Origin of the sequence: Roseateles microcysteis (assembly GCF_036880965.1) — a bacterium.
Classification (GTDB): Bacteria; Pseudomonadota; Gammaproteobacteria; order Burkholderiales; family Burkholderiaceae_C; genus JAUASW01.
Genome location: NZ_JBAJMV010000003.1, coordinates 303,082 through 319,860 on the forward strand (window position 1 = coordinate 303,082; position 16,779 = coordinate 319,860).

Annotated in this window: 18 protein-coding genes and 1 riboswitch; of the genes, 10 read left to right on the forward strand and 8 right to left on the reverse strand. The window is 67.0% G+C overall.

The features are described 5' to 3' along the window. Positions 1 to 74: 74 nt before the first annotated feature. The 3 genes from V3596_RS10370 to V3596_RS10380 form a co-directional block, all read right to left on the reverse strand. On the reverse strand, positions 75 to 272 hold the full coding sequence (locus V3596_RS10370; protein WP_334277645.1) for a YgaP family membrane protein: 198 nt from the start codon (positions 270 to 272) through the stop codon (positions 75 to 77). An 83-nt stretch (positions 273 to 355) separates the two neighbouring features. Further along, complete coding sequence (locus tag V3596_RS10375; RefSeq protein WP_334277646.1) at positions 356 to 1,033, reverse strand: helix-turn-helix transcriptional regulator; 678 nt, start codon at positions 1,031 to 1,033, stop codon at positions 356 to 358. Positions 1,034 to 1,064: 31 nt separating this feature from the next. Next, positions 1,065 to 1,838, reverse strand: a complete 774-nt coding sequence (locus V3596_RS10380) for an SDR family oxidoreductase (protein ID WP_334277647.1) — start codon at positions 1,836 to 1,838, stop codon at positions 1,065 to 1,067. 111 nt (positions 1,839 to 1,949) lie between these two features. Between V3596_RS10380 and V3596_RS10385 the strand changes: the two genes are divergently transcribed. After that, a complete protein-coding gene (locus V3596_RS10385) occupies positions 1,950 to 2,873 on the forward strand; it encodes a LysR family transcriptional regulator (protein WP_334277648.1) in 924 nt (307 codons plus the stop codon). A gap of 41 nt (positions 2,874 to 2,914) precedes the next feature. Here V3596_RS10385 and V3596_RS10390 read toward each other — a convergent pair whose 3' ends face one another. Continuing rightward, positions 2,915 to 3,535: a glutathione S-transferase family protein gene (locus tag V3596_RS10390; protein WP_334277649.1), complete on the reverse strand. Its 621-nt coding sequence runs from the start codon at positions 3,533 to 3,535 to the stop codon at positions 2,915 to 2,917. A gap of 69 nt (positions 3,536 to 3,604) precedes the next feature. On the opposite strand from V3596_RS10390, the gene V3596_RS10395 reads away from it, so the two are divergent. Continuing rightward, positions 3,605 to 4,921 carry an NAD(P)/FAD-dependent oxidoreductase gene (locus tag V3596_RS10395; RefSeq protein ID WP_334277650.1) on the forward strand — a complete coding sequence of 439 codons (1,317 nt, stop codon included), beginning with the start codon at positions 3,605 to 3,607 and terminating at the stop codon, positions 4,919 to 4,921. Here the strand turns inward: V3596_RS10395 and V3596_RS10400 are convergent. After that, positions 4,903 to 5,439 carry a DUF1697 domain-containing protein gene (locus V3596_RS10400; protein ID WP_334277651.1) on the reverse strand — a complete coding sequence of 179 codons (537 nt, stop codon included), beginning with the start codon at positions 5,437 to 5,439 and terminating at the stop codon, positions 4,903 to 4,905. The genes V3596_RS10395 and V3596_RS10400 overlap by 19 nt on opposite strands. Positions 5,440 to 5,533: 94 nt before the next feature. Further along, positions 5,534 to 5,923 carry a VOC family protein gene (locus tag V3596_RS10405; RefSeq protein ID WP_334277653.1) on the reverse strand — a complete coding sequence of 130 codons (390 nt, stop codon included), beginning with the start codon at positions 5,921 to 5,923 and terminating at the stop codon, positions 5,534 to 5,536. A 187-nt stretch (positions 5,924 to 6,110) separates the two neighbouring features. Next, a riboswitch (yybP-ykoY riboswitch) is annotated at positions 6,111 to 6,301 on the forward strand. Positions 6,302 to 6,315: 14 nt separating this feature from the next. On the opposite strand from V3596_RS10405, the gene V3596_RS10410 reads away from it, so the two are divergent. Continuing rightward, positions 6,316 to 6,903 (forward strand): TMEM165/GDT1 family protein, encoded by a 588-nt coding sequence (locus tag V3596_RS10410; RefSeq protein ID WP_334277654.1) that lies wholly within the window; start codon positions 6,316 to 6,318, stop codon positions 6,901 to 6,903. A 51-nt stretch (positions 6,904 to 6,954) separates the two neighbouring features. Next, a complete protein-coding gene (locus V3596_RS10415) occupies positions 6,955 to 8,550 on the forward strand; it encodes a lipase family protein (RefSeq protein WP_334277655.1) in 1,596 nt (531 codons plus the stop codon). Between the two features lie 18 nt (positions 8,551 to 8,568). Here the strand turns inward: V3596_RS10415 and glpK are convergent, their stop codons facing one another. Further along, positions 8,569 to 10,062, reverse strand: coding sequence for a glycerol kinase GlpK (gene glpK / locus V3596_RS10420; protein WP_334277656.1), 1,494 nt, complete (start codon positions 10,060 to 10,062; stop codon positions 8,569 to 8,571). Positions 10,063 to 10,085: 23 nt separating this feature from the next. On the opposite strand from glpK, the gene glpD reads away from it, so the two are divergent. The 5 genes from glpD (at position 10,086) to V3596_RS10445 (ending at position 14,878) form a co-directional block, all read left to right on the forward strand. Next, complete coding sequence (glpD, locus tag V3596_RS10425) at positions 10,086 to 11,630, forward strand: glycerol-3-phosphate dehydrogenase (RefSeq protein ID WP_334277657.1); 1,545 nt, start codon at positions 10,086 to 10,088, stop codon at positions 11,628 to 11,630. Between the two features lie 253 nt (positions 11,631 to 11,883). Next, positions 11,884 to 12,624: a hypothetical protein gene (locus tag V3596_RS10430; RefSeq protein ID WP_334277658.1), complete on the forward strand. Its 741-nt coding sequence runs from the start codon at positions 11,884 to 11,886 to the stop codon at positions 12,622 to 12,624. A 25-nt stretch (positions 12,625 to 12,649) separates the two neighbouring features. Then, a complete protein-coding gene (locus tag V3596_RS10435; protein WP_334277659.1) occupies positions 12,650 to 12,892 on the forward strand; it encodes a hypothetical protein in 243 nt (80 codons plus the stop codon). A gap of 10 nt (positions 12,893 to 12,902) precedes the next feature. Further along, complete coding sequence (locus V3596_RS10440; RefSeq protein WP_334277660.1) at positions 12,903 to 13,769, forward strand: HprK-related kinase A; 867 nt, start codon at positions 12,903 to 12,905, stop codon at positions 13,767 to 13,769. Next, positions 13,766 to 14,878 (forward strand): nucleotidyltransferase domain-containing protein, encoded by a 1,113-nt coding sequence (locus tag V3596_RS10445; protein WP_334277661.1) that lies wholly within the window; start codon positions 13,766 to 13,768, stop codon positions 14,876 to 14,878. The genes V3596_RS10440 and V3596_RS10445 overlap by 4 nt, the downstream gene beginning before the upstream one ends. Positions 14,879 to 14,891: 13 nt before the next feature. On the opposite strand, the gene ypfJ is transcribed toward V3596_RS10445, so the two are convergent. Then, positions 14,892 to 15,779 (reverse strand): KPN_02809 family neutral zinc metallopeptidase, encoded by an 888-nt coding sequence (gene ypfJ / locus V3596_RS10450; RefSeq protein ID WP_334277662.1) that lies wholly within the window; start codon positions 15,777 to 15,779, stop codon positions 14,892 to 14,894. A gap of 135 nt (positions 15,780 to 15,914) precedes the next feature. On the opposite strand from ypfJ, the gene V3596_RS10455 reads away from it, so the two are divergent. Continuing rightward, positions 15,915 to 16,727, forward strand: coding sequence for a head GIN domain-containing protein (locus V3596_RS10455; protein WP_334277663.1), 813 nt, complete (start codon positions 15,915 to 15,917; stop codon positions 16,725 to 16,727). The last annotated feature ends 52 nt before the right edge of the window (positions 16,728 to 16,779 follow it).

The window sequence follows — 16,779 nt, forward strand, 5'->3', positions numbered from 1 at the left end:
GTTTGCCTGATTCCTGGACAACCCTGCAGTGCCACCCTCCGCGGCTCGCCCCGCAATGCGCGACCGAATGCTGCTCAGCGCTTCCCGGTCGCGCAGGTGCTCCAGCCGAAGGGCAGGTAGGCAGGACAGAAGCGGAAGGCGCCGGTCAGTAGCGGCACGATGCCCACCCAGGCCCAGGCACCCACCGTGCCGGTAGCGGCCCCGACGATCAACGCCAGGCCGATGGCAATCCGCAAGACACGGTCCACGCTGCCCACATTGGTCTTGAACATCTTGTGCTCCTTTTTATCCATCAGTCATCACGAATGTATGGACGGACTATGCGCCTGGACGCGCCGCGTCGACTTGATCTGGATCAGCCGCGCTGCCGGCGGGTCATGTCCGCGAGGGTCTTGCCGGGCTCGTCGCGGAATCGCTCGTCCAGCACGCGCAAGGACCGGATGCGGTCGACCCGGAAGCTGCGGAAATCCTCGCGCAGCTCGCACCAGGCTGCCAGGGTCCAGACCTGGCCCCAGAACAGGCAGGCCAGGGGCCGCACCAGGCGTTCGCTGGTCTGCTCGCTGAGGTCCTGGTAATGCAGGCTCAGCTTGTTGCGGTTCTCGGTGGCCTCGCGCAGGCGCGCCAGGCGCTGGCGGGTGGCGGCATCCAGGCCGGTCTGCGGCGCGAAGACGGCCAGGCTCTCGGCGGAAGCACGGGCCGCTGGGGTAAGCACCGCCAGGATCTTGCCCAGCGCGCCTTCGGCCTCATCGGCCAGGCCTTCATCGAGCTGCGGCTGCGAGAGCCGCACGGCGGCCACCAGGGCCTGCGCTTCGTCCTTGCTGAACATCAGCGGCGGCAGGTCGAAACCGGCCTTCATGCGATAGCCCACGCCCGCCTCGCCATCGATGGGCACACCCTGCATCTGCAATGCAGCCACATCGCGGTAGACGGTGCGCACCGACACCTCCAGCCTCTCCGCCAGGAACTCGGCGGTGGTGAGGCGGCGGCCTCGAATCAGTTGAACGATCTGGAACAAACGGTCGGCGCGGCGCATGGGGCGGCATTGTGCCGCCCCCCGACGCTGGTTACAGCTGGCTCATGCCGCCGTCGACGATGATTTCGGTGCCGACGATGAACGCCGACTCCGGCGCCGCCAGGTGCAGCACGGTCGAGGCGACCTCGGCCGGCGTGCCGAAGCGGCCGAGCGGCACCTGGCTCTGGATCTGCGCCGCCACCGTGCTGAGCGTGGCTTCATCGAAGCCCAGCTTGCCGTACAGCGGCGTGCCGACCGGGCCGGGGCTGACCACATTGACCCGCACGCCGCGCGGCAGCAGCTCGGCCGAGAGCGTCTTGGCCAGCGAGATCAATGCAGCCTTGCTGGCAGCATAGATCGAGCTGTTGGGCATGCCTATGTGGGCATTGATCGAACCGTTCAGGACGATGGACGCGCCCTTGTTCAGCAGCGGTGCCAAGGCCTGGATCTGGAAGAAGGCGCCCTTCACATTGACGTCGAAGATGCTGTCCCACAGCGCGCTGCTGGCGTCCTCCAGGCTGGCGAACTTGGCCGAGCCGGCGTTGATGAAGACGGCATCCAGGCGCACGCCCTGCGCGGCCAGCGTGTCGGCCAGGCGCTTGGCGTCTTCGAGCTTGCCGGCATCGCTGCGCAGCGCGACGGCGGCTGCACCGAGCTGCTCCGCGGCCTTGTCCAGGGCAATGGGATCGCGGCCGGTAATGAAGACGCGGGCGCCTTCGTCGACGAAAGCATGTGCGGCGGCCAGGCCGATGCCACTGTTGCCGCCGGTCACCAGGACCGTCTTGTTGAGGAAGCGCTGCGCGGTGGTGCGTGTCGTGTGTGTCATCTGGAACTCCGTTGGTGGTCAAAGCGGCGGTGTTGCCGTGAGTCCAATGTCGGATTTCTGCCCTTCGCTGCCGTACCATGCCGTCGATGCCAACGTTCGAAGGAGTCGAACATGTTGTCGGAAGACGAGCTGCACTTGCTGCTGGCGATCAGGCAGACCGGCAGCCTCTCGCGTGCTGCGGCGCAGCTGGGAAAAGCACCCTCGACGATCTCGCATGCGGCGCGCCAGCTCGAGAACCGGCTGGATGCCCTCTTGTTCGACCGGCGCCGCTATCGGCTGCAATTGACGCCGGCCGGCGCGCTGCTGGCGCTGGAGGCCGAACGCATCCAGCAGGACGCGCACCGCCTGACCCGCCGGGTCAAGCAGGTGGCGCGCGGCTGGGAAGACCGGCTGAGCATCTGCACCGACGAGATCTTCGAGTTCGAGACCCTGCTGCCGCTGATACGCGACTTCGACGCGCTGGATTCAGGCGTGCACCTGCGCTTCTCGCACGAGGTGCTGGGCGGCACCTGGGAGGCTTTGCGGGAGGGCCGAGCCGACCTGGTGATAGGCGCCACCAATGAGCCGCCATCGATGGCCGACCTGCACTGGCGGGAACTGGGGCGCATGGACTGGCTCTTTGCGGTCTCGCCGCGCCACGCGCTGGCCAAGGCGAAAGAGCCTCTGCAGGCCGAGACGGTGCAGAAGCATCGCTCCGTTGTGGTGGGCGACAGCTCGCGGCACAAGGGCGAGCGCAGCTATGGCGTCCTGGGCGGCCAGCCCAGCCTGGCCGTGCCCTCGATGCGGGCCAAGATCCTCGCGCAATGCGAGGGGCTGGGCGTGGGCTGGTTGCCGGCGCAGCGGGTGCAGCCGCTGATCAAGAGCGGACAGCTGGTGGCCAAACGCGTGGAACAGGCACGCGAGCCCAATGTGCTCTACATCGGCTGGCGCAGCCCGGGCGAAGCAGGCTCCGAGGGTCAGGCCTTGCGCTGGTGGCTGGACAAGCTGGCCGACCCACGCCTGGCGCAGCGATTGCTGGAAGGCCGAGCCACGTAACGCGCCACAAAAAGCGCCACGAAAGCGCCACTGAAGCCTGCTCAGGGCATGCCGTTGGCGCCATGCAGCTGGAAGCCCGGCCGCTCGTTCAGGCGCTGCAGCCAAGACGCCACGGCAGGCAGCTCGGGGTGTTCCATCGGCGCCATCAGCCAGCGCTGCGCCGACAGGCCCAGCACCACGTCCGCCAAGCTGAACTGATCGCCAGCGGCGAAAGCGCCGGTCTTGGCGAGTTGCGCATCCAGCAAGCCCATGTGGCGATGCCAACCCGAGATGCCCGCCTGCAGCGCGGCCGGGTCCTGGTGCGCAGGGCTCTGGCGCACCAGCGACATGAAGGCATAGCGCCAGGCGTTGTTGAGCTCGGTGGCCTGCCAGTCCATCCATTGTTCGACGCGGGCGCGCGCAGCCGGTTCGGCGGGCAGCAAGTCCTGCCGCTGCTCGCGGCCCGCCAGGTAGCGGCAGATGGTGTTCGACTCCCACAGCACCAGCTCGCCGTCCTTCAGCACCGGCACCATGGCATTGGGGTTCAGCGACAGGAATTCCGGCGTGTTCGTGTCGCGGTAGCCACTGCCCCAGGGTTCCAGCTCGGGCTCGAGGCCGAGCTCTACGCAGGTCCACAAGACCTTGCGCACATTGATGGACGTAGGTTTGCCGAGAATTTTCATGTATCAAGCCATAGCGTTATTGCATGGCGCGCATTCTGATCGAGCTCAAAGGTGGCCAACAATCGCCACATGAACGAAGCCAACGACAGAGACCCTCTCCATCATGTCCTCATCATCGGCTGCGGTTTCGGTGGCCTGGAAGCGGCCAAGACCTTGAACCGGCCGGGCGTGCGCATCACGCTGGTGGACCGCAGCAACCATCACTTGTTCCAGCCCTTGCTTTACCAGGTCGCCACGGCGGGCCTGTCGGCACCGTCCATTGCCGCGCCGATCCGGCACATGCTGCGCAAGCAGCGCAATGCCACGGTCTTGATGGCCGAAGTCACCGGCATCGACAAGGCACAGCGCCAGGTCTTGCTCGGCGACGGCCAGAAGCTCGGCTACGACTCCCTGATCGTGGCCAGCGGCGCCACGCACAGCTACTTCGGCCGGGACGAATGGGCCGAGCATGCACCGGGGCTGAAGACCCTGGGCGATGCCTTCCAGTTGCGTGCCAGGCTGCTCTCTGCCTTTGAACAGGCCGAGCTGAGCAACGATGCAGCCGAGCGGGCGGCGCTCCTGAATTTCATCGTCATCGGCGCCGGGCCCACCGGCGTGGAGATGGCCGGCACGCTGGCCGAGATCGCCCGCCACACTTTGCGCAACGAGTTCCGCCGCATCGACCCGGCACAGGCACAGGTGATGCTGCTGGAAGGCTCGGAGCGCGTCCTGCAAGCGTTCAAGCCCGAGCTGTCTGAAAAGGCGCGCAAGCAACTGCAGGCGCTGGGCGTGCAGGTGCAGACCGGCGCTCGCGTGGTCGCCATCGACGCGCAGGGCGTGGAGCTCGAACAGGCCGGCGAGCGCCGCCGCATCGCCGCGCGCACCGTGGTCTGGGCCGCCGGCGTCGCGGCATCACCCTTGGGCCGAGCGCTGGAGGTGCCGGTAGATCGCGCCGGTCGCGTGGTCGTCGATGGCGGCCTCAACATACCGGGCCATGCGGAGATCTTTGTCGTTGGCGACCTGGCGTCGGCGCAAAGCGTCGAGAAGGACGGCACGAGCAAGCCGGTGCCCGGCGTGAGCCCGGGCGCCAAGCAGATGGGGCGCCATGCGGCGCTGAGCATCCTGGCGCGTAGGGCCGGCAGCCCGCCGCTGCCGCCCTTCCGCTACCTCGACTACGGCTCGCTCGCCACGATAGGCCGCAAGGCAGCGGTGGCAGATGTGGGACGCTGGCAGTTCAGCGGCTATTTCGCCTGGCTGTTCTGGCTCTTCATCCACATCTACTTCCTGATCGGCTTCCGCAACCGCCTGGTGGTGCTGATGGACTGGGCCTGGGCCTACTGGAGCTTCCAGCGGTATGCGCGGGTCTATGCGGAAACCGCCGGCAGCACTCAAGCCGACAAGGCCTGATGGATCTTCATGAGCGTCGCCCAGTTGCGCGTGGTGCCGGTGTTGCCCGTCATCTTGAGCAGGGCCTCGGGCAGGCGGCTTTCCAGGATGCCGTTTGCGCACCAGAGGTAGGCCGCATCCGGGCCGACGAGAAAACGCTCTTCGCCAACAGCCTGTTCGGCCAGGCCGCTCAGCGCGGCCAAGCCGGCGGCGTCTTCACAAAAAACCACCAGCAGTCGCGAGGGGTCGGTCTCGGCCTGCTCCTTCAAGGGCAGGCCAGTCACCGCCGCCTCGATCTCGGCGGCCGCCTTGACGATCACCCGCGCGTCGACGCCGAGCTTTTCATGCACTGCCGAGCGGATGCGCTCGGCATGCTTGGCGCGGCCCTTGGCCTCGAAGACCGCGTTGCCGCTGTTCAGCAAGGTGCTGACTTTCAGATAGCCCATCTCTTCGAGCAGCGCGCGCAGATCGGCCATCGCGATGCGCTTGGCCTTGCCGACGTTGATGCCGCGGAACAAGGCGACATGGCGAGTTCCCATCCGTTCCCTCTCAGCCGTGTTTCTCAGGAAGCCGCAGTATCGTGCCCCAGACCTCGATGCACGGCCGGCTCGCGCAGGCCGTGACACTTCACGATCAGCCCATCGGCGTGCAGAGCTCCACCAGCGTGCCATCCGGGCAGCGCACATAGGCCACGACCTGGCCCCAGGGCTTGCTGACCGGCTCCGCGAGGCCGGCAGCACCCGCCGCGAGCGCGCGCTGGTAGGCGGCCGGAACGTCGGTGCAGCTCAGGCCCAGCTCCATGCCCAGCGGCTGGGCGCTGCGATCGGCCGCCACATAGTCGTGGCCCAGGTTGCCGCGCGCCACCTCGTGCTGGGCGAACGACAGCGTGGTGGCCCCGGTGGCCAGCTCGCCATAGCCGCCCGACTCATGCAGAAAGCGGCGTTCAAAGCCGAAGGCACGCTCGAAGAACTCGAGCGAGGCGGCCACGTCGGCCACATAGACGATGGTGTAGGCGAGCTTCATGGGGAACTCCTTGCGGTGGGATTCAGGCGGCCGCGTGCAAGCCGATGCGGTTGCCATCTTCGTATGGGAATACCGGGTTCTCGAACCAGTTGAGTGCGTTCATTGCTTTCTCCTCCGTTGATGAATGAATGAATCAGGCCGCATGCTGCGCCGGTGCTGCTGACAGCGTGCTGGCAGCAGGGCCGTACAATCGTGCTCGTCATTGGGGAGTAGCCGCTGCGCGACCACAGCGCAGGCCCGCGTCAACACACTTGAGCCCTCTCGGCTCGTGGCGCTGGCAGTCCACACACCTGCACCTGGCAAGACCTTTGACCATCGCAGTCCTGCTTCAGCGGCCGGCCTGTGCATGGTCAATCGGTTTTCATTGCCGGCCGCTGCAAAGAAGCACTCTGATGGAAGCCTTCCTCGTCTCCACCGGCCTCGTGGCCCTCGCCGAAATCGGCGACAAGACCCAGTTGCTGGCCTTTCTGCTGGCCGCGCGTTTCAAGGGCCGCGCCGGCACGATTTGCCTGGGCATCCTGATCGCCACACTCGTCAACCATGCCGGCGCCGGCGCGCTGGGCAGCTGGATCACGAGCCTGTTGAGCCCCGGGATCCTGCGCTGGGGCTTGGGCCTGGGTTTCATCGCAATGGCACTGTGGACGCTGGTGCCCGACAAGATTGACGAAGAAACCGAAGGCGGCGGGCGCCTCGGCCTCGGGGTTCTGGGCACGACGGTGGTGGCGTTCTTCCTCGCCGAGATGGGCGACAAGACGCAGATCGCCACGGTGGCATTGGCGGCACGCTTTGATGGCGCCTTGCTCGCCGTCGTCGCGGGCACCACGGCCGGCATGATGATTGCCAATGTGCCGGCCGTGCTGCTGGGCGAGCGCATCGCCGGCCGCGTGCCGGTGCGCCTCGTGCATGGCATTGCCGCCGTCGTGTTCGCCCTGCTGGGCGTGGCCACCTTGCTCGGCGCGGGTCGATTCTTGGGGTTGTAGGACCAGGCATCGGGACCTATAAGCAGGGCCTTCAAAGCCACGGCCCTGCTCATGCAAAAGCCCTTCTACCCGATCATCTACGTGCGCGGCTACGCCATGACCGAGGCCGAGCGCAATGAAACCGCGGCCGACCCGTTCTGCGGCTTCAACCTCGGCTCCACCATCTTCCGCGCCAATCCGAACAAGCATGAGCCGGCGAAGAAGTTCGTGTTCGAGTCGCCGCTACTGCGGCTCTCGGCCGAGTACGGCTACAGCGATGTCTACGAGAACGGCCTGGACATCCTCGACCCCGACTGGCGCCCCCGCACCAGCATGAGCGGCCAGCCCAACCTGGGCATACCGGCCAGCTCGGTGGTGATCTACCGCTACTACGACGAAGGCTCCTCCCTGCTCGGTGATGGCGAGGCGCGCAAGATCGAGCATTACTGCCAAGGCCTGTCGGCCCTGATCCTGCGGGTGCGCGAGCTGGTCGTGGCGCAGGAACGCGGTGCGCTAAAGCCGGAAGAGTTCCGCTGCTATCTGGTGGCGCATTCGATGGGCGGCCTGGTGGTGCGCGGCTTCTTGCAGAACCCGAAGCTTGGCAGCGACGCTGCGCGCAAGGCCGTCGACAAGATCTTCACCTACGCCACGCCGCACAACGGCATCGACGCCGGCGGCCGCAACGTGCCCTCCTGGCTGGGCCTGAGCGAGATCAACACCTTCAACCGCGAGCGCATGGGCGAGTACCTTAATCTCGAAGCCGCCCTCGAGCGCTACAAGCGGGTCGACTTCCTGCCGGCCGCGGCCTTCCCCATCGAGCGCATCTTCTGCATGGTGGGCACCAACCGCGACGACTACGACGTGGCCATGGGCCTGTCGCGCACCTTTGCCGGCCATGGCAGCGATGGCCTGGTCAAGGTGGACAACGCCTCGGTCTGGGGGCTGGACCGCAACAACAATATCAGCGGCACCGCCGCCACCGCCTATTGCTACCGCACGCACTCCGGGCCCTTCGGCATCGTCAACAGCGAGGAGTCCTACCAGAACCTCTCTCGCTTCCTGTTCGGCGATGTGCGCGTGGACCTGTGGATCGAGGTGGACGAAGTGCGGCTGCCGGTCGCCATCGAAGACAAACCCGAGGTGCAAGCGCTCTACCAGTTCGAACTGCTGGCGCGGCCGCGCGGCAAGCGCTGGTACCTGAGCCGCCGCACCGCCGAAGAAGACTCGCCGGCCTGCCGCAGCCACGCCGAGTTGACGCAGCAAAAGGCGCGCGGCGGCAACCTGGTCTATCTGTCCACGGTCTTCCTGGCCAACAAGGCCAAGGTCTCGACCGTGGACCGCACGCTGGCCTATGCCATGGACGTGTCGGTGCGCGTGCCCGACTACGTGATCGACCGCAAGTTCTGGGCCGACCAGCATTTCGAGGGCAGCCATCTGTTCCGTGACAGCCTCCTGATCTCGCTGGAGCCGCCTGAGCAGGAGGGCGGCGCCTGGAAGGTGATGCACAGCTGGGAGAGCCAGCATGTGGGCCAGGCCACGCAGGCGCTCAGCTACACCCAGGTGAAGGGCGGACAGATCCGCATCGAGGTGCCCATGCCCACAGCCGCGCAGAAGCCCGGCATCGACGGCAAGATCCTCCTGCTGGTCTCGGCCTGGAACAACGACTGAGCGTGCTGCAGAGCTGCTTCAGCGCGCCACGGTCTGGCGCACGGCGCGCTCCCATTGCGCCATCAGCTCGGCGGCACGCTCGCGCGACATGGCGGGTTCAAACACACGCTCGGCCTGCCATTGGCCGGACAGCTCGTCCAGGCCCGCATAGAGACCGCTGCTCAAGCCGGCAAGACAGGCCGCACCGAGCGCCGTGGTCTCGATGACCCGCGGGCGCACGACGCGGATGCCCAGCAGGTCGGCCTGGAACTGCATCAGCAGGTCGTTCACGCAGGCACCACCATCGACGCGCAACTCGCTGACCGGCTCGCCACCCGCCGCCACCGCATCGCGGCTCATGGCCTGCAACAGCGCGGCGCTCTGGAAGGCGATGCTTTCCAATGCCGCGCGCGCGATATGCGCCATGCTGCTGCCGCGGCTCAGGCCCACGATGGCACCGCGCGCCTCGGGGTTCCAGTAGGGCGCGCCAAGCCCGGTGAAGGCCGGCACCAGCATCACGCCGCCGGCATCTGGCACGCTCGCCGCCAGGGCCTGCACTTCGCTGCTGGACTTGATGGCATGCAGGCCGTCCCGCAGCCACTGCACCACGGCGCCACCAATGAAGACGCTGCCTTCCAGCGCGTATTCGGGCCGCGATGACACCTGGGCTGCGCTGGTCGTGATCAAGCCATTGACTGAGCGCTCGAAGCGCCCGCCCGTGTGCATCAGCATGAAGCAGCCGGTGCCATAGGTGTTCTTGGCCATGCCCGCGCGAAAGCAGCCCTGGCCGAACAGCGCCGCCTGCTGGTCGCCAGCGATGCCGCCGATGGAGAGCGCTGCGCCGAGCAATGAAGACGCGGTCTGGCCGAAGTGGTGGGCCGACGGATGAACCTCGGGCAGGAGGCAAGCCGGAATATTGAGCAGCGCCAGCAGCTCTTCGTCCCAGCGGTTCTGGTGCACGTCGAACATCAGGGTGCGCGAAGCATTCGACACATCGGTGGCATGCACCTCGCCGCCGGTGAGCTGCCAGACGAGCCAGCTGTCCATCGTCCCAAACGCGAGCTCGCCGCGCTCGGCCATCTCGCGTGCGCCGGGCACGTGGTCCAGCAGCCAGGCGAGCTTGGTGCCGGAGAAATACGGATCCAGCAGGAGGCCGGTGCGCTGGCGGAACAGCGCCTCGTGCCCGTCGTCCCGCAGGCGCGCGCACAGGGGCTCGGTGCGCCGGTCCTGCCAGACGATGGCCGCATGAATGGGCTGGCCGGTGGCACGGTTCCACAGCACCGTGGTCTCGCGCTGGTTGGTGATGCCAATCGAACGGATGTCCTGCGCCCTCAGGCCCGCCTTCGCGATGGCTTCGCGCGCAGTGGCCAACTGGCTTTGCCAGATCTCCATCGCGTCATGCTCGACCCAGCCCGGCTGCGGGTAATGCTGGGTGAACTCGCGCTGCGCCTGGGCGACCAACCGGCCTCGAGCGTCGAAGACGATGCTGCGGGAACTGGAGGTTCCCTGGTCAAGCGCGAGCAGATAGTCCATCGACGTAGTCTAGGATAGGCCGCATGGAACAGGTCGATGTTCTGGTGGTTGGAGGCGGCATCAATGGCGCCGGCATTGCCCGTGATCTCGCTGGGCGCGGCTTCTCGGTGCTGCTTGCCGAGGCGCAAGACCTGGCATCGCATACCTCCTCGGCCAGCACCAAGCTGATCCACGGCGGCCTGCGATATCTCGAGTACTACGAGTTTTCGCTGGTGCGCAAGGCCCTACTGGAGCGCGAAGTGCTGCTGAAGAGCGCGCCGCACATCATGCGGCCGCTGCGCTTCGTGATGCCGCATGACCAGGCGATGCGGCCGGCCTGGATGATCCGCGCCGGCCTCTTCCTCTACGACCATCTCGCCCGGCGCGAATGGCTGCCGGGCTCCCATGGCGTGAGGCTGCGTGGCTCAGTGCTTGGCGCGCCCTTGCAGGACCGATTCAGCCGCGGTTTCGTCTATTCGGACGGCTGGGTGGACGACGCGCGGCTGGTGCTCCTGAACGCGCTCGACGCGAAGGCGCGCGGCGCCGAGATCCTGACCCGCAGCCCGGTGCTGCGGGCCCAGCGCGGCGAGCAGGACTGGCAAGCCACGATTGCCACGCCGGCAGGCGACCGCCAGGTGAAGGCGCGTGCACTGGTCAACGCGGCCGGCCCCTGGGCTGAGAGCTTTCTGCGTGGCGTGGCCAAGCCGGCCAGGCACGAGGCACTGGCCACCAAGAGCCTGCGCCTGGTCAAGGGCAGCCACATCGTCGTGCCGCGCCGCTTCACGCACGACCACGCCTACCTGTTCCAGAACCCGGACGGCCGCATCATCTTCGCCATCCCCTACGAGGGCGATTTCACGATGATTGGCACCACCGATGTGGAGCAGCCTGACGAAGCCATCGCCGGCTTTGCACGCGCCTGCATCAGCGAAGCCGAAATCGACTATCTGTGCACGCAGGCCAGTCGCTATTTCAAATCACCGGTGCAGCCAGACGACGTGGTCTGGAGCTACGCCGGCGTGCGCCCCTTGCTGGATGACGCCTCGGGCAGCGCCGCCGCCATCACGCGAGACTACGCACTGGAAACGCTGCACGACGGGGCCGCGCCGCTCCTGAGCGTCTGGGGCGGCAAGATCACCACTTTCCGCAAGCTGGCCGAAGATGCAGCCGGCCTGATCGGCGACATGCTTGGGCAGAAGGGCACGGCCTGGACCCATGACGCGCTCTTGCCCGGTGGCGACCTGGCCGCCTGGTCGGGCAAGAAGCCGGGCCGGCCCGACCAGGATATCGAGCATTTCGTCGCCGCCGTCCAGCAGCGCTGGCCCTGGCTGCCGCCCGCGATGGCGAGACGGCTCTCGCATGCACAGGGCACGCGCATCGAAGGCCTGCTGGGCTCGTTCAAGAGCCTGGATGACATGGGCGCACACCATGGCGCCGGTCTCCACGAAGCCGAACTCGAATTCATGCACCGCGAGGAATGGGCCTGCAGCGCGAACGACATGCTGTGGCGCCGCTCCAAGCTGGGCCTGCGGCTGAGCGCCCAGGAGCGCGGGGCCGTGGCCGCCTGGTGCGACAGCAAGGCCCCCTGAGGCGTGGCGGCAGTGCAGGCGCTTTGCGCAAAAGCCGGGAACGCCCCCTGCTTGTCCCCTGAGCGGGCTTCAAAGCCCCGGCGCAGCCAAAGCAGTTCACAGATCCACCCCTGTTTGCGGGGGGCGACGCCAGGGAGACTATGCAACACTACGTCGGCAGCTAGCGTCCCGCCATTGCGCCTCTCCGTGCGCAGGCGCGCACGGCGGGCTCAAGCCAACAATATTGCACTATTGATCACCGATGGAGTTCGACATGAATCGAGAAGAACCTTCAAGCGCATCCGCAGCGCCGGAGCACTCGAGCCGCGCGGTTATCGCCGCCTCCATCGCCCCGATCAACCGTTCGCGCCGTCGCCTGGTGTCCGGCGTTGCTGGCGGCACCGGCGTCTTGCTGGCGTCGGCATCCAAGACCGCGCTGGGCACGGGCACCACCACCGGCACCTGCAAGAGCCCTTCGGCCGTGATGAGCGGCAATATGAGCCCCCGACCGGGTGGCTCTGGCTCCTGCAGCGGCGGCCGATCGCCTGGTTTCTGGAAAGTGCCCCAGAAATTCAACTACTGGACCGGCGTCTCCTACCCGACGTTCTACAAGGCCGTGGACGTCTGCAGCGCCGGCATGCAGGGGCTGGCACTGACCGACATCAAGACTCAAGGCACGCTGGCCAATGCCATCCTGCCTGGTGCTGGCTATATTGGCAGCACCGCGTACGGCGTTTGGGCCGTGCTCGCGTTCCCGACCTCCTTCCCGGGTGGTCAGTTGCAGCGCCACCTGCTGGCCGCCTACCTCAATGCCAGCTACTGGCCCAGCGAATACCCGATCACCAAGGCGCAAATCCTCTCGATGTGGAATGCCACCAAGTCAGGCGGCACCTGGTGCGCCGCTGGCGTGACCTGCTCCAAGCCCTGGACTGCGACCGACGTCATCAACTACATCTCGGGCATGTACGACATCAATGCCGACGTTGGCGCCGATCCGGACCTGTGCACGAAGTGATTTTCCACTGCTCGGCTGAGGGCCGGTGGTCAGCCCTCTGATGGGCCCGCGGCTGCAGCCGCGGCGCGGGCGCGCGTTGAGCCTTTCGCCCGCCTGGCCGGACGAATCGGCCCGCATCGTCTTTGACCGCCACTCGGGCGACTTCTGGCTGCTGACCAATCCAGCGGCCGACCTGCTGGCCAGCCTGCTGGCTGAGCCGCGCGAGCTGCCCGCCGGCGATACCGTGGCCGAACTGCTCCGCGCCGACCTGATACAGGCCGTCGGCTGAGGTCGTTGCGGTGATCGACACGGTTCTGCGGCTTGCGCCGTTCACCATACGGCTGCGCTCCGAATTGCCCGGGCTCGCCCTGCACCTCGAGACTTTCTATGCGGGCGCCACTGAGGCGCCGGGCGGCCAGTTCGTCGACTTCGACATCGAGCTGCTGCCAGGCACAGGCCTGAGGCGCTGGTGGCGCCCGCAGGTGCGCTTCCTGCTGGATGGTGCCGAGTTCTTCCTGCCGCTGCCAGCGGAGCAAGCCGGACCGGTGTTCGAGTGGGGCCTCAACTGGTGTGTGGCCAGCCAGGCCTTGGGTTATCTGGTGATGCACGCGGCGGTGCTGGCGCGCAACGGCCAGGCATTGATGCTGCCCGGCTTCCCTGGCGCAGGCAAAAGCACGCTGTGCGCTTCGCTGGCCTTGATCGAGGGCTGGCAGTTGCTCTCGGACGAGCTGGCCATCCTGGATCCGGCGCGCGGCGAGCTGCTGCCTCACCCCAGGCCGATCAGCCTGAAGAATGCATCGATCGAGGTTGTACGCGGCTTCCCTGGGGCCCGCATCGGCCCGGTCTACACGGACACCCGCAAGGGCACGGTCACGCATGCGGCCGTTCCCGAGGCTTCGCTGGCCATGAGCGAGCAGGGTGCCCGAGTCCGCTGGGTGCTGTTCCCGCGCTTCGTGGCCGGCCAGCCCCCTGCCATCGAGGAAATCGACCGAGCCGAGGCATTCAAGTTGATCGCTGAACAGTCTTTCAACCGCGAGCGCATGGGCGGCGTCGGCTTCGACGCCATGATGGGCCTGCTGGGCGGCGCGCGCTGCTTCACGGCTCAATACGGCAGCACTTCGGAAGGCCTGGCCGTGATTCGAGAAATCACCGGCGAGCAAGCATGAGGCCCATCGACGCCAAGGCCGCCATTGATCGCCTGGTCGCGCTGCTGCGCGACCCGGGCGCCAGCCACGCGCTCGATGAAGCGGCCTGGCTCGAACATGTCACTGTCGCGCGGCGCCTGAACCTGATCGGCACCGTCGGCGAGGCCTTGCATTCGCGTGGCCAGCGGCTGCCAGCGGCCATTGCGCGCCATTTCGATGGCGCCCGGCTGCTCAGCGAGCGCCAACGGCAGTCGGTCCGCTGGGAGGTCCGCTGCATTGACGACTGCCTGGCGCCACTTGGCGTGCCGGTGCTGCTGCTGAAAGGGTCTGCCTACGTCATGGCGGACCATGCCGTCAGCCGCGGCCGGCTTTTCGGCGACGTTGACATCCTCGTGCCCAGCGAGGCACTGGGGGACGTGGAGAGTGAACTGATGAAGGCGGGCTGGGCCTCGGCGAAGTCCGAACCCTACGACCAGCGCTACTACCGGCAATGGATGCATGAGCTGCCGCCCATGTTCAACGTGCGTCGCGGCAGCGTCATCGACGTGCACCACAACCTGCTGCCGCGCACGGCCCGCCTGCATCCCGATCCCGAAAAAATCCTGGCGCGTTCGCATGCGCTGGCGGCACATGGCTGCATCCGCCTGCCGGCGCTGGAAGACCTGCTGATCCACAGCCTGGTGCACCTGGTCCACGAGGGTGAGTTCCACAACGGCTTGCGCGACCTGATCGACATCGACGGCCTGATTGCCAGCGCCGCGGATTCAGTCGATTTCTGGCAACGAGTCAGCAGCGCCGCGCTGGGCAATGAGCTGGCCGCGCCCGTGCGCCTGGGCCTGCTGCTGGCGCGCGACTGCGTGGGCACGCCGGTGCCCGAGGCTGTGCTGCGCGCGCTCGATCCCGCCAGCGAAGCGCAGCTGGGCCGCTGGCATGCGGCGATCCTGCCACGGGCCATCCGCTCGCATGCCCTGCGCCCGCCCTTGAGAAGCGGCGATGCCTGGGCGCAGACCGCAGCCTACTGGCGCGCACATGCCCTGCGGATGCCGCCTCACCTGCTGGCCGTGCACCTGGCCCGCAAGACCTGGCTGTCTTTCCAGCCCGTCAAAGGCGAGCCGCCACGCGAAGAATAAGGGGTGCGTGCCTTCAGAGCGATGCCGCCTTGAAGGTGTCGCAGGCCTTCATTTCACCCGACTCCATGCCGCGCTTGAACCAGGCGACCCGCTGGGCGCTACTGCCATGGGTGAAGCTCTCGGGCACGACCGCCCGGCCGGCCTGACGCTGCAGGGTGTCGTCGCCGATCTGGGAGGCGGCATTGATCCCCTCCTCGATGTCGCCGCGCTCGAGCCAGTTCTTGCTGCGCTGGGAGTGATGGCCCCAGACGCCGGCCAGGCAATCGGCCTGCAGCTCCAGCTTGACGCTCAAGGCCTTGTATTCGCGCTCCGACAGCCGGCCGCGCGCCGCCTCCATCCTGGCACTGGTGCCCAACAGGTTCTGGATGTGATGGCCGACCTCGTGCGCAATCACATAGGCCTGGGCGAAGTCGCCGGGCGCGCCGAGGCGCTGGCGCAAGGTGTCATTGAAGCTCAGGTCCAGGTAGACCTTGCGGTCGCCAGGGCAGTAGAACGGCCCCATCGCGGCGTCGCCGGTGCCGCAGGCGGTCGGGTAGCGCCCGGTATAGAGGACCAGGCGAGGTGCCTCATATTGTTTCTGGGCACGGCCGAAGTAGGCGTTCCAGACATCCTCGGTGTCGGCCAGTACGACGGCCGCAAAGCGCCCGGCGGGATCCTGCGGCTTTTCGCCCGCAGGCTGCTCGAGCTGCTCAGCCTGCGGCAGCGCGCCGCCAACTCCGCCTTCCATCAGCCCCAGAACGGTCATCGGATTGATGCCAAAGGCCCAGGACACCAGCAGTGCGACGACGATGCCGCCAATGCCCAGGCCCCGCCCGCCAACGGGCAAGCCGCCTGCGCCGCTCCCGCTCGAACTGCGGCGATCCTCCACGTTGTCGCTCTCGCGCTGGCCTTCCCACTTCATGCAATGCTCCTTGCTTGGCATTCCATCCTAGCCGCCTGCGCCCCATCCGGCTCAAATTGCAGTCTGTCAGCGCCTTGTTGGTGGCGGCTGTCGGCCTGGGCACACTCGCCGCACTTTGTGTTTCAGGAGCCGCCCATGTTGAATCTCAAGAAGAAGACCCTGCTGTTGCCACTGGCCCTTGCCCTGCTGGGCCAGGCCGCCCTGGCCGGGGACGAAAACGACTGGCGCCTGCGCATCAAGAAGGAGGCCAACGGCTGGAGCGCGCATTTCAGCGGCACCAGCGAATACGGCCCCAGCGGCCGTCGGATCAAGGGCTCCGGCAATATCGTCGAGAAAGCCCGCGCTGTGAGCTCGTTCAGCAAGGTGCGCCTCGAAGGTCCCTTCGACGTGCGCATCAACCAGGCCGGCAGCGAGGGGCTGAAGGTCAGCGCTGACGACAATATCGAACCGCTGGTGGAAAGCCGCGTCGAGGGCGACACCCTCATCCTGCGCATCCAGGAGCGCAGCGGCTATTCGACCCGCCATGCGCCGGTCGTCTGGCTCGACGTCAAGCAATTGCAGGCACTGCAGATCAGCGGTTCCGGCGACGTCACGATCGAGCGGCTCAAGGGCGAGAGCTTCAATGTCTCGCTGAGCGGTTCGGGCGACCTGGCCATCGGCATGCTGGAGGTCAAGCAGCTGTCGGCGCATCTCAGCGGTTCGGGCGATGTGCATGTCGCCGGCCGGGCAGACCAGCAAACCTGGGCCCTGCACGGCTCCGGCGACGTCGAAGCCCGCAGCCTGGGCGGCGCCTCGGCCAAGGCGCAATTGAGCGGCTCGGGCGACTTGTCGCTGGGCGTGGTGGACATCCTGGACGTCAACCTCAGCGGGTCCGGCGACCTGAGCTACGCCGGCCGACCCAAGTTGACGCAGCGTGTCAGCGGCTCGGGAGAAGTCAGCGCACGCTGACGCCAAGACAGGCGAGGCTGCCAGCCTCGCCGCAATGGGTCAGAATGCCGCT

What these genes read in the sequence shown, in the direction of transcription:
- V3596_RS10370 (WP_334277645.1), bottom strand. Translation starts at nt 272, where the DNA reads ATGTTCAAGACCAATGTGGGCAGCGTGGACCGTGTCTTGCGGATTGCC.
- V3596_RS10375 (WP_334277646.1), bottom strand. Translation starts at nt 1,033, where the DNA reads ATGCGCCGCGCCGACCGTTTGTTCCAGATCGTTCAACTGATTCGAGGC.
- V3596_RS10380 (WP_334277647.1), bottom strand. Translation starts at nt 1,838, where the DNA reads ATGACACACACGACACGCACCACCGCGCAGCGCTTCCTCAACAAGACG.
- V3596_RS10385 (WP_334277648.1), top strand. Translation starts at nt 1,950, where the DNA reads ATGTTGTCGGAAGACGAGCTGCACTTGCTGCTGGCGATCAGGCAGACC.
- V3596_RS10390 (WP_334277649.1), bottom strand. Translation starts at nt 3,535, where the DNA reads ATGAAAATTCTCGGCAAACCTACGTCCATCAATGTGCGCAAGGTCTTG.
- V3596_RS10395 (WP_334277650.1), top strand. Translation starts at nt 3,605, where the DNA reads ATGAACGAAGCCAACGACAGAGACCCTCTCCATCATGTCCTCATCATC.
- V3596_RS10400 (WP_334277651.1), bottom strand. Translation starts at nt 5,439, where the DNA reads ATGGGAACTCGCCATGTCGCCTTGTTCCGCGGCATCAACGTCGGCAAG.
- V3596_RS10405 (WP_334277653.1), bottom strand. Translation starts at nt 5,923, where the DNA reads ATGAAGCTCGCCTACACCATCGTCTATGTGGCCGACGTGGCCGCCTCG.
- V3596_RS10410 (WP_334277654.1), top strand. Translation starts at nt 6,316, where the DNA reads ATGGAAGCCTTCCTCGTCTCCACCGGCCTCGTGGCCCTCGCCGAAATC.
- V3596_RS10415 (WP_334277655.1), top strand. Translation starts at nt 6,955, where the DNA reads ATGCAAAAGCCCTTCTACCCGATCATCTACGTGCGCGGCTACGCCATG.
- glpK (WP_334277656.1), bottom strand. Translation starts at nt 10,062, where the DNA reads ATGGACTATCTGCTCGCGCTTGACCAGGGAACCTCCAGTTCCCGCAGC.
- glpD (WP_334277657.1), top strand. Translation starts at nt 10,086, where the DNA reads ATGGAACAGGTCGATGTTCTGGTGGTTGGAGGCGGCATCAATGGCGCC.
- V3596_RS10430 (WP_334277658.1), top strand. Translation starts at nt 11,884, where the DNA reads ATGAATCGAGAAGAACCTTCAAGCGCATCCGCAGCGCCGGAGCACTCG.
- V3596_RS10445 (WP_334277661.1), top strand. Translation starts at nt 13,766, where the DNA reads ATGAGGCCCATCGACGCCAAGGCCGCCATTGATCGCCTGGTCGCGCTG.
- ypfJ (WP_334277662.1), bottom strand. Translation starts at nt 15,779, where the DNA reads ATGAAGTGGGAAGGCCAGCGCGAGAGCGACAACGTGGAGGATCGCCGC.
- V3596_RS10455 (WP_334277663.1), top strand. Translation starts at nt 15,915, where the DNA reads ATGTTGAATCTCAAGAAGAAGACCCTGCTGTTGCCACTGGCCCTTGCC.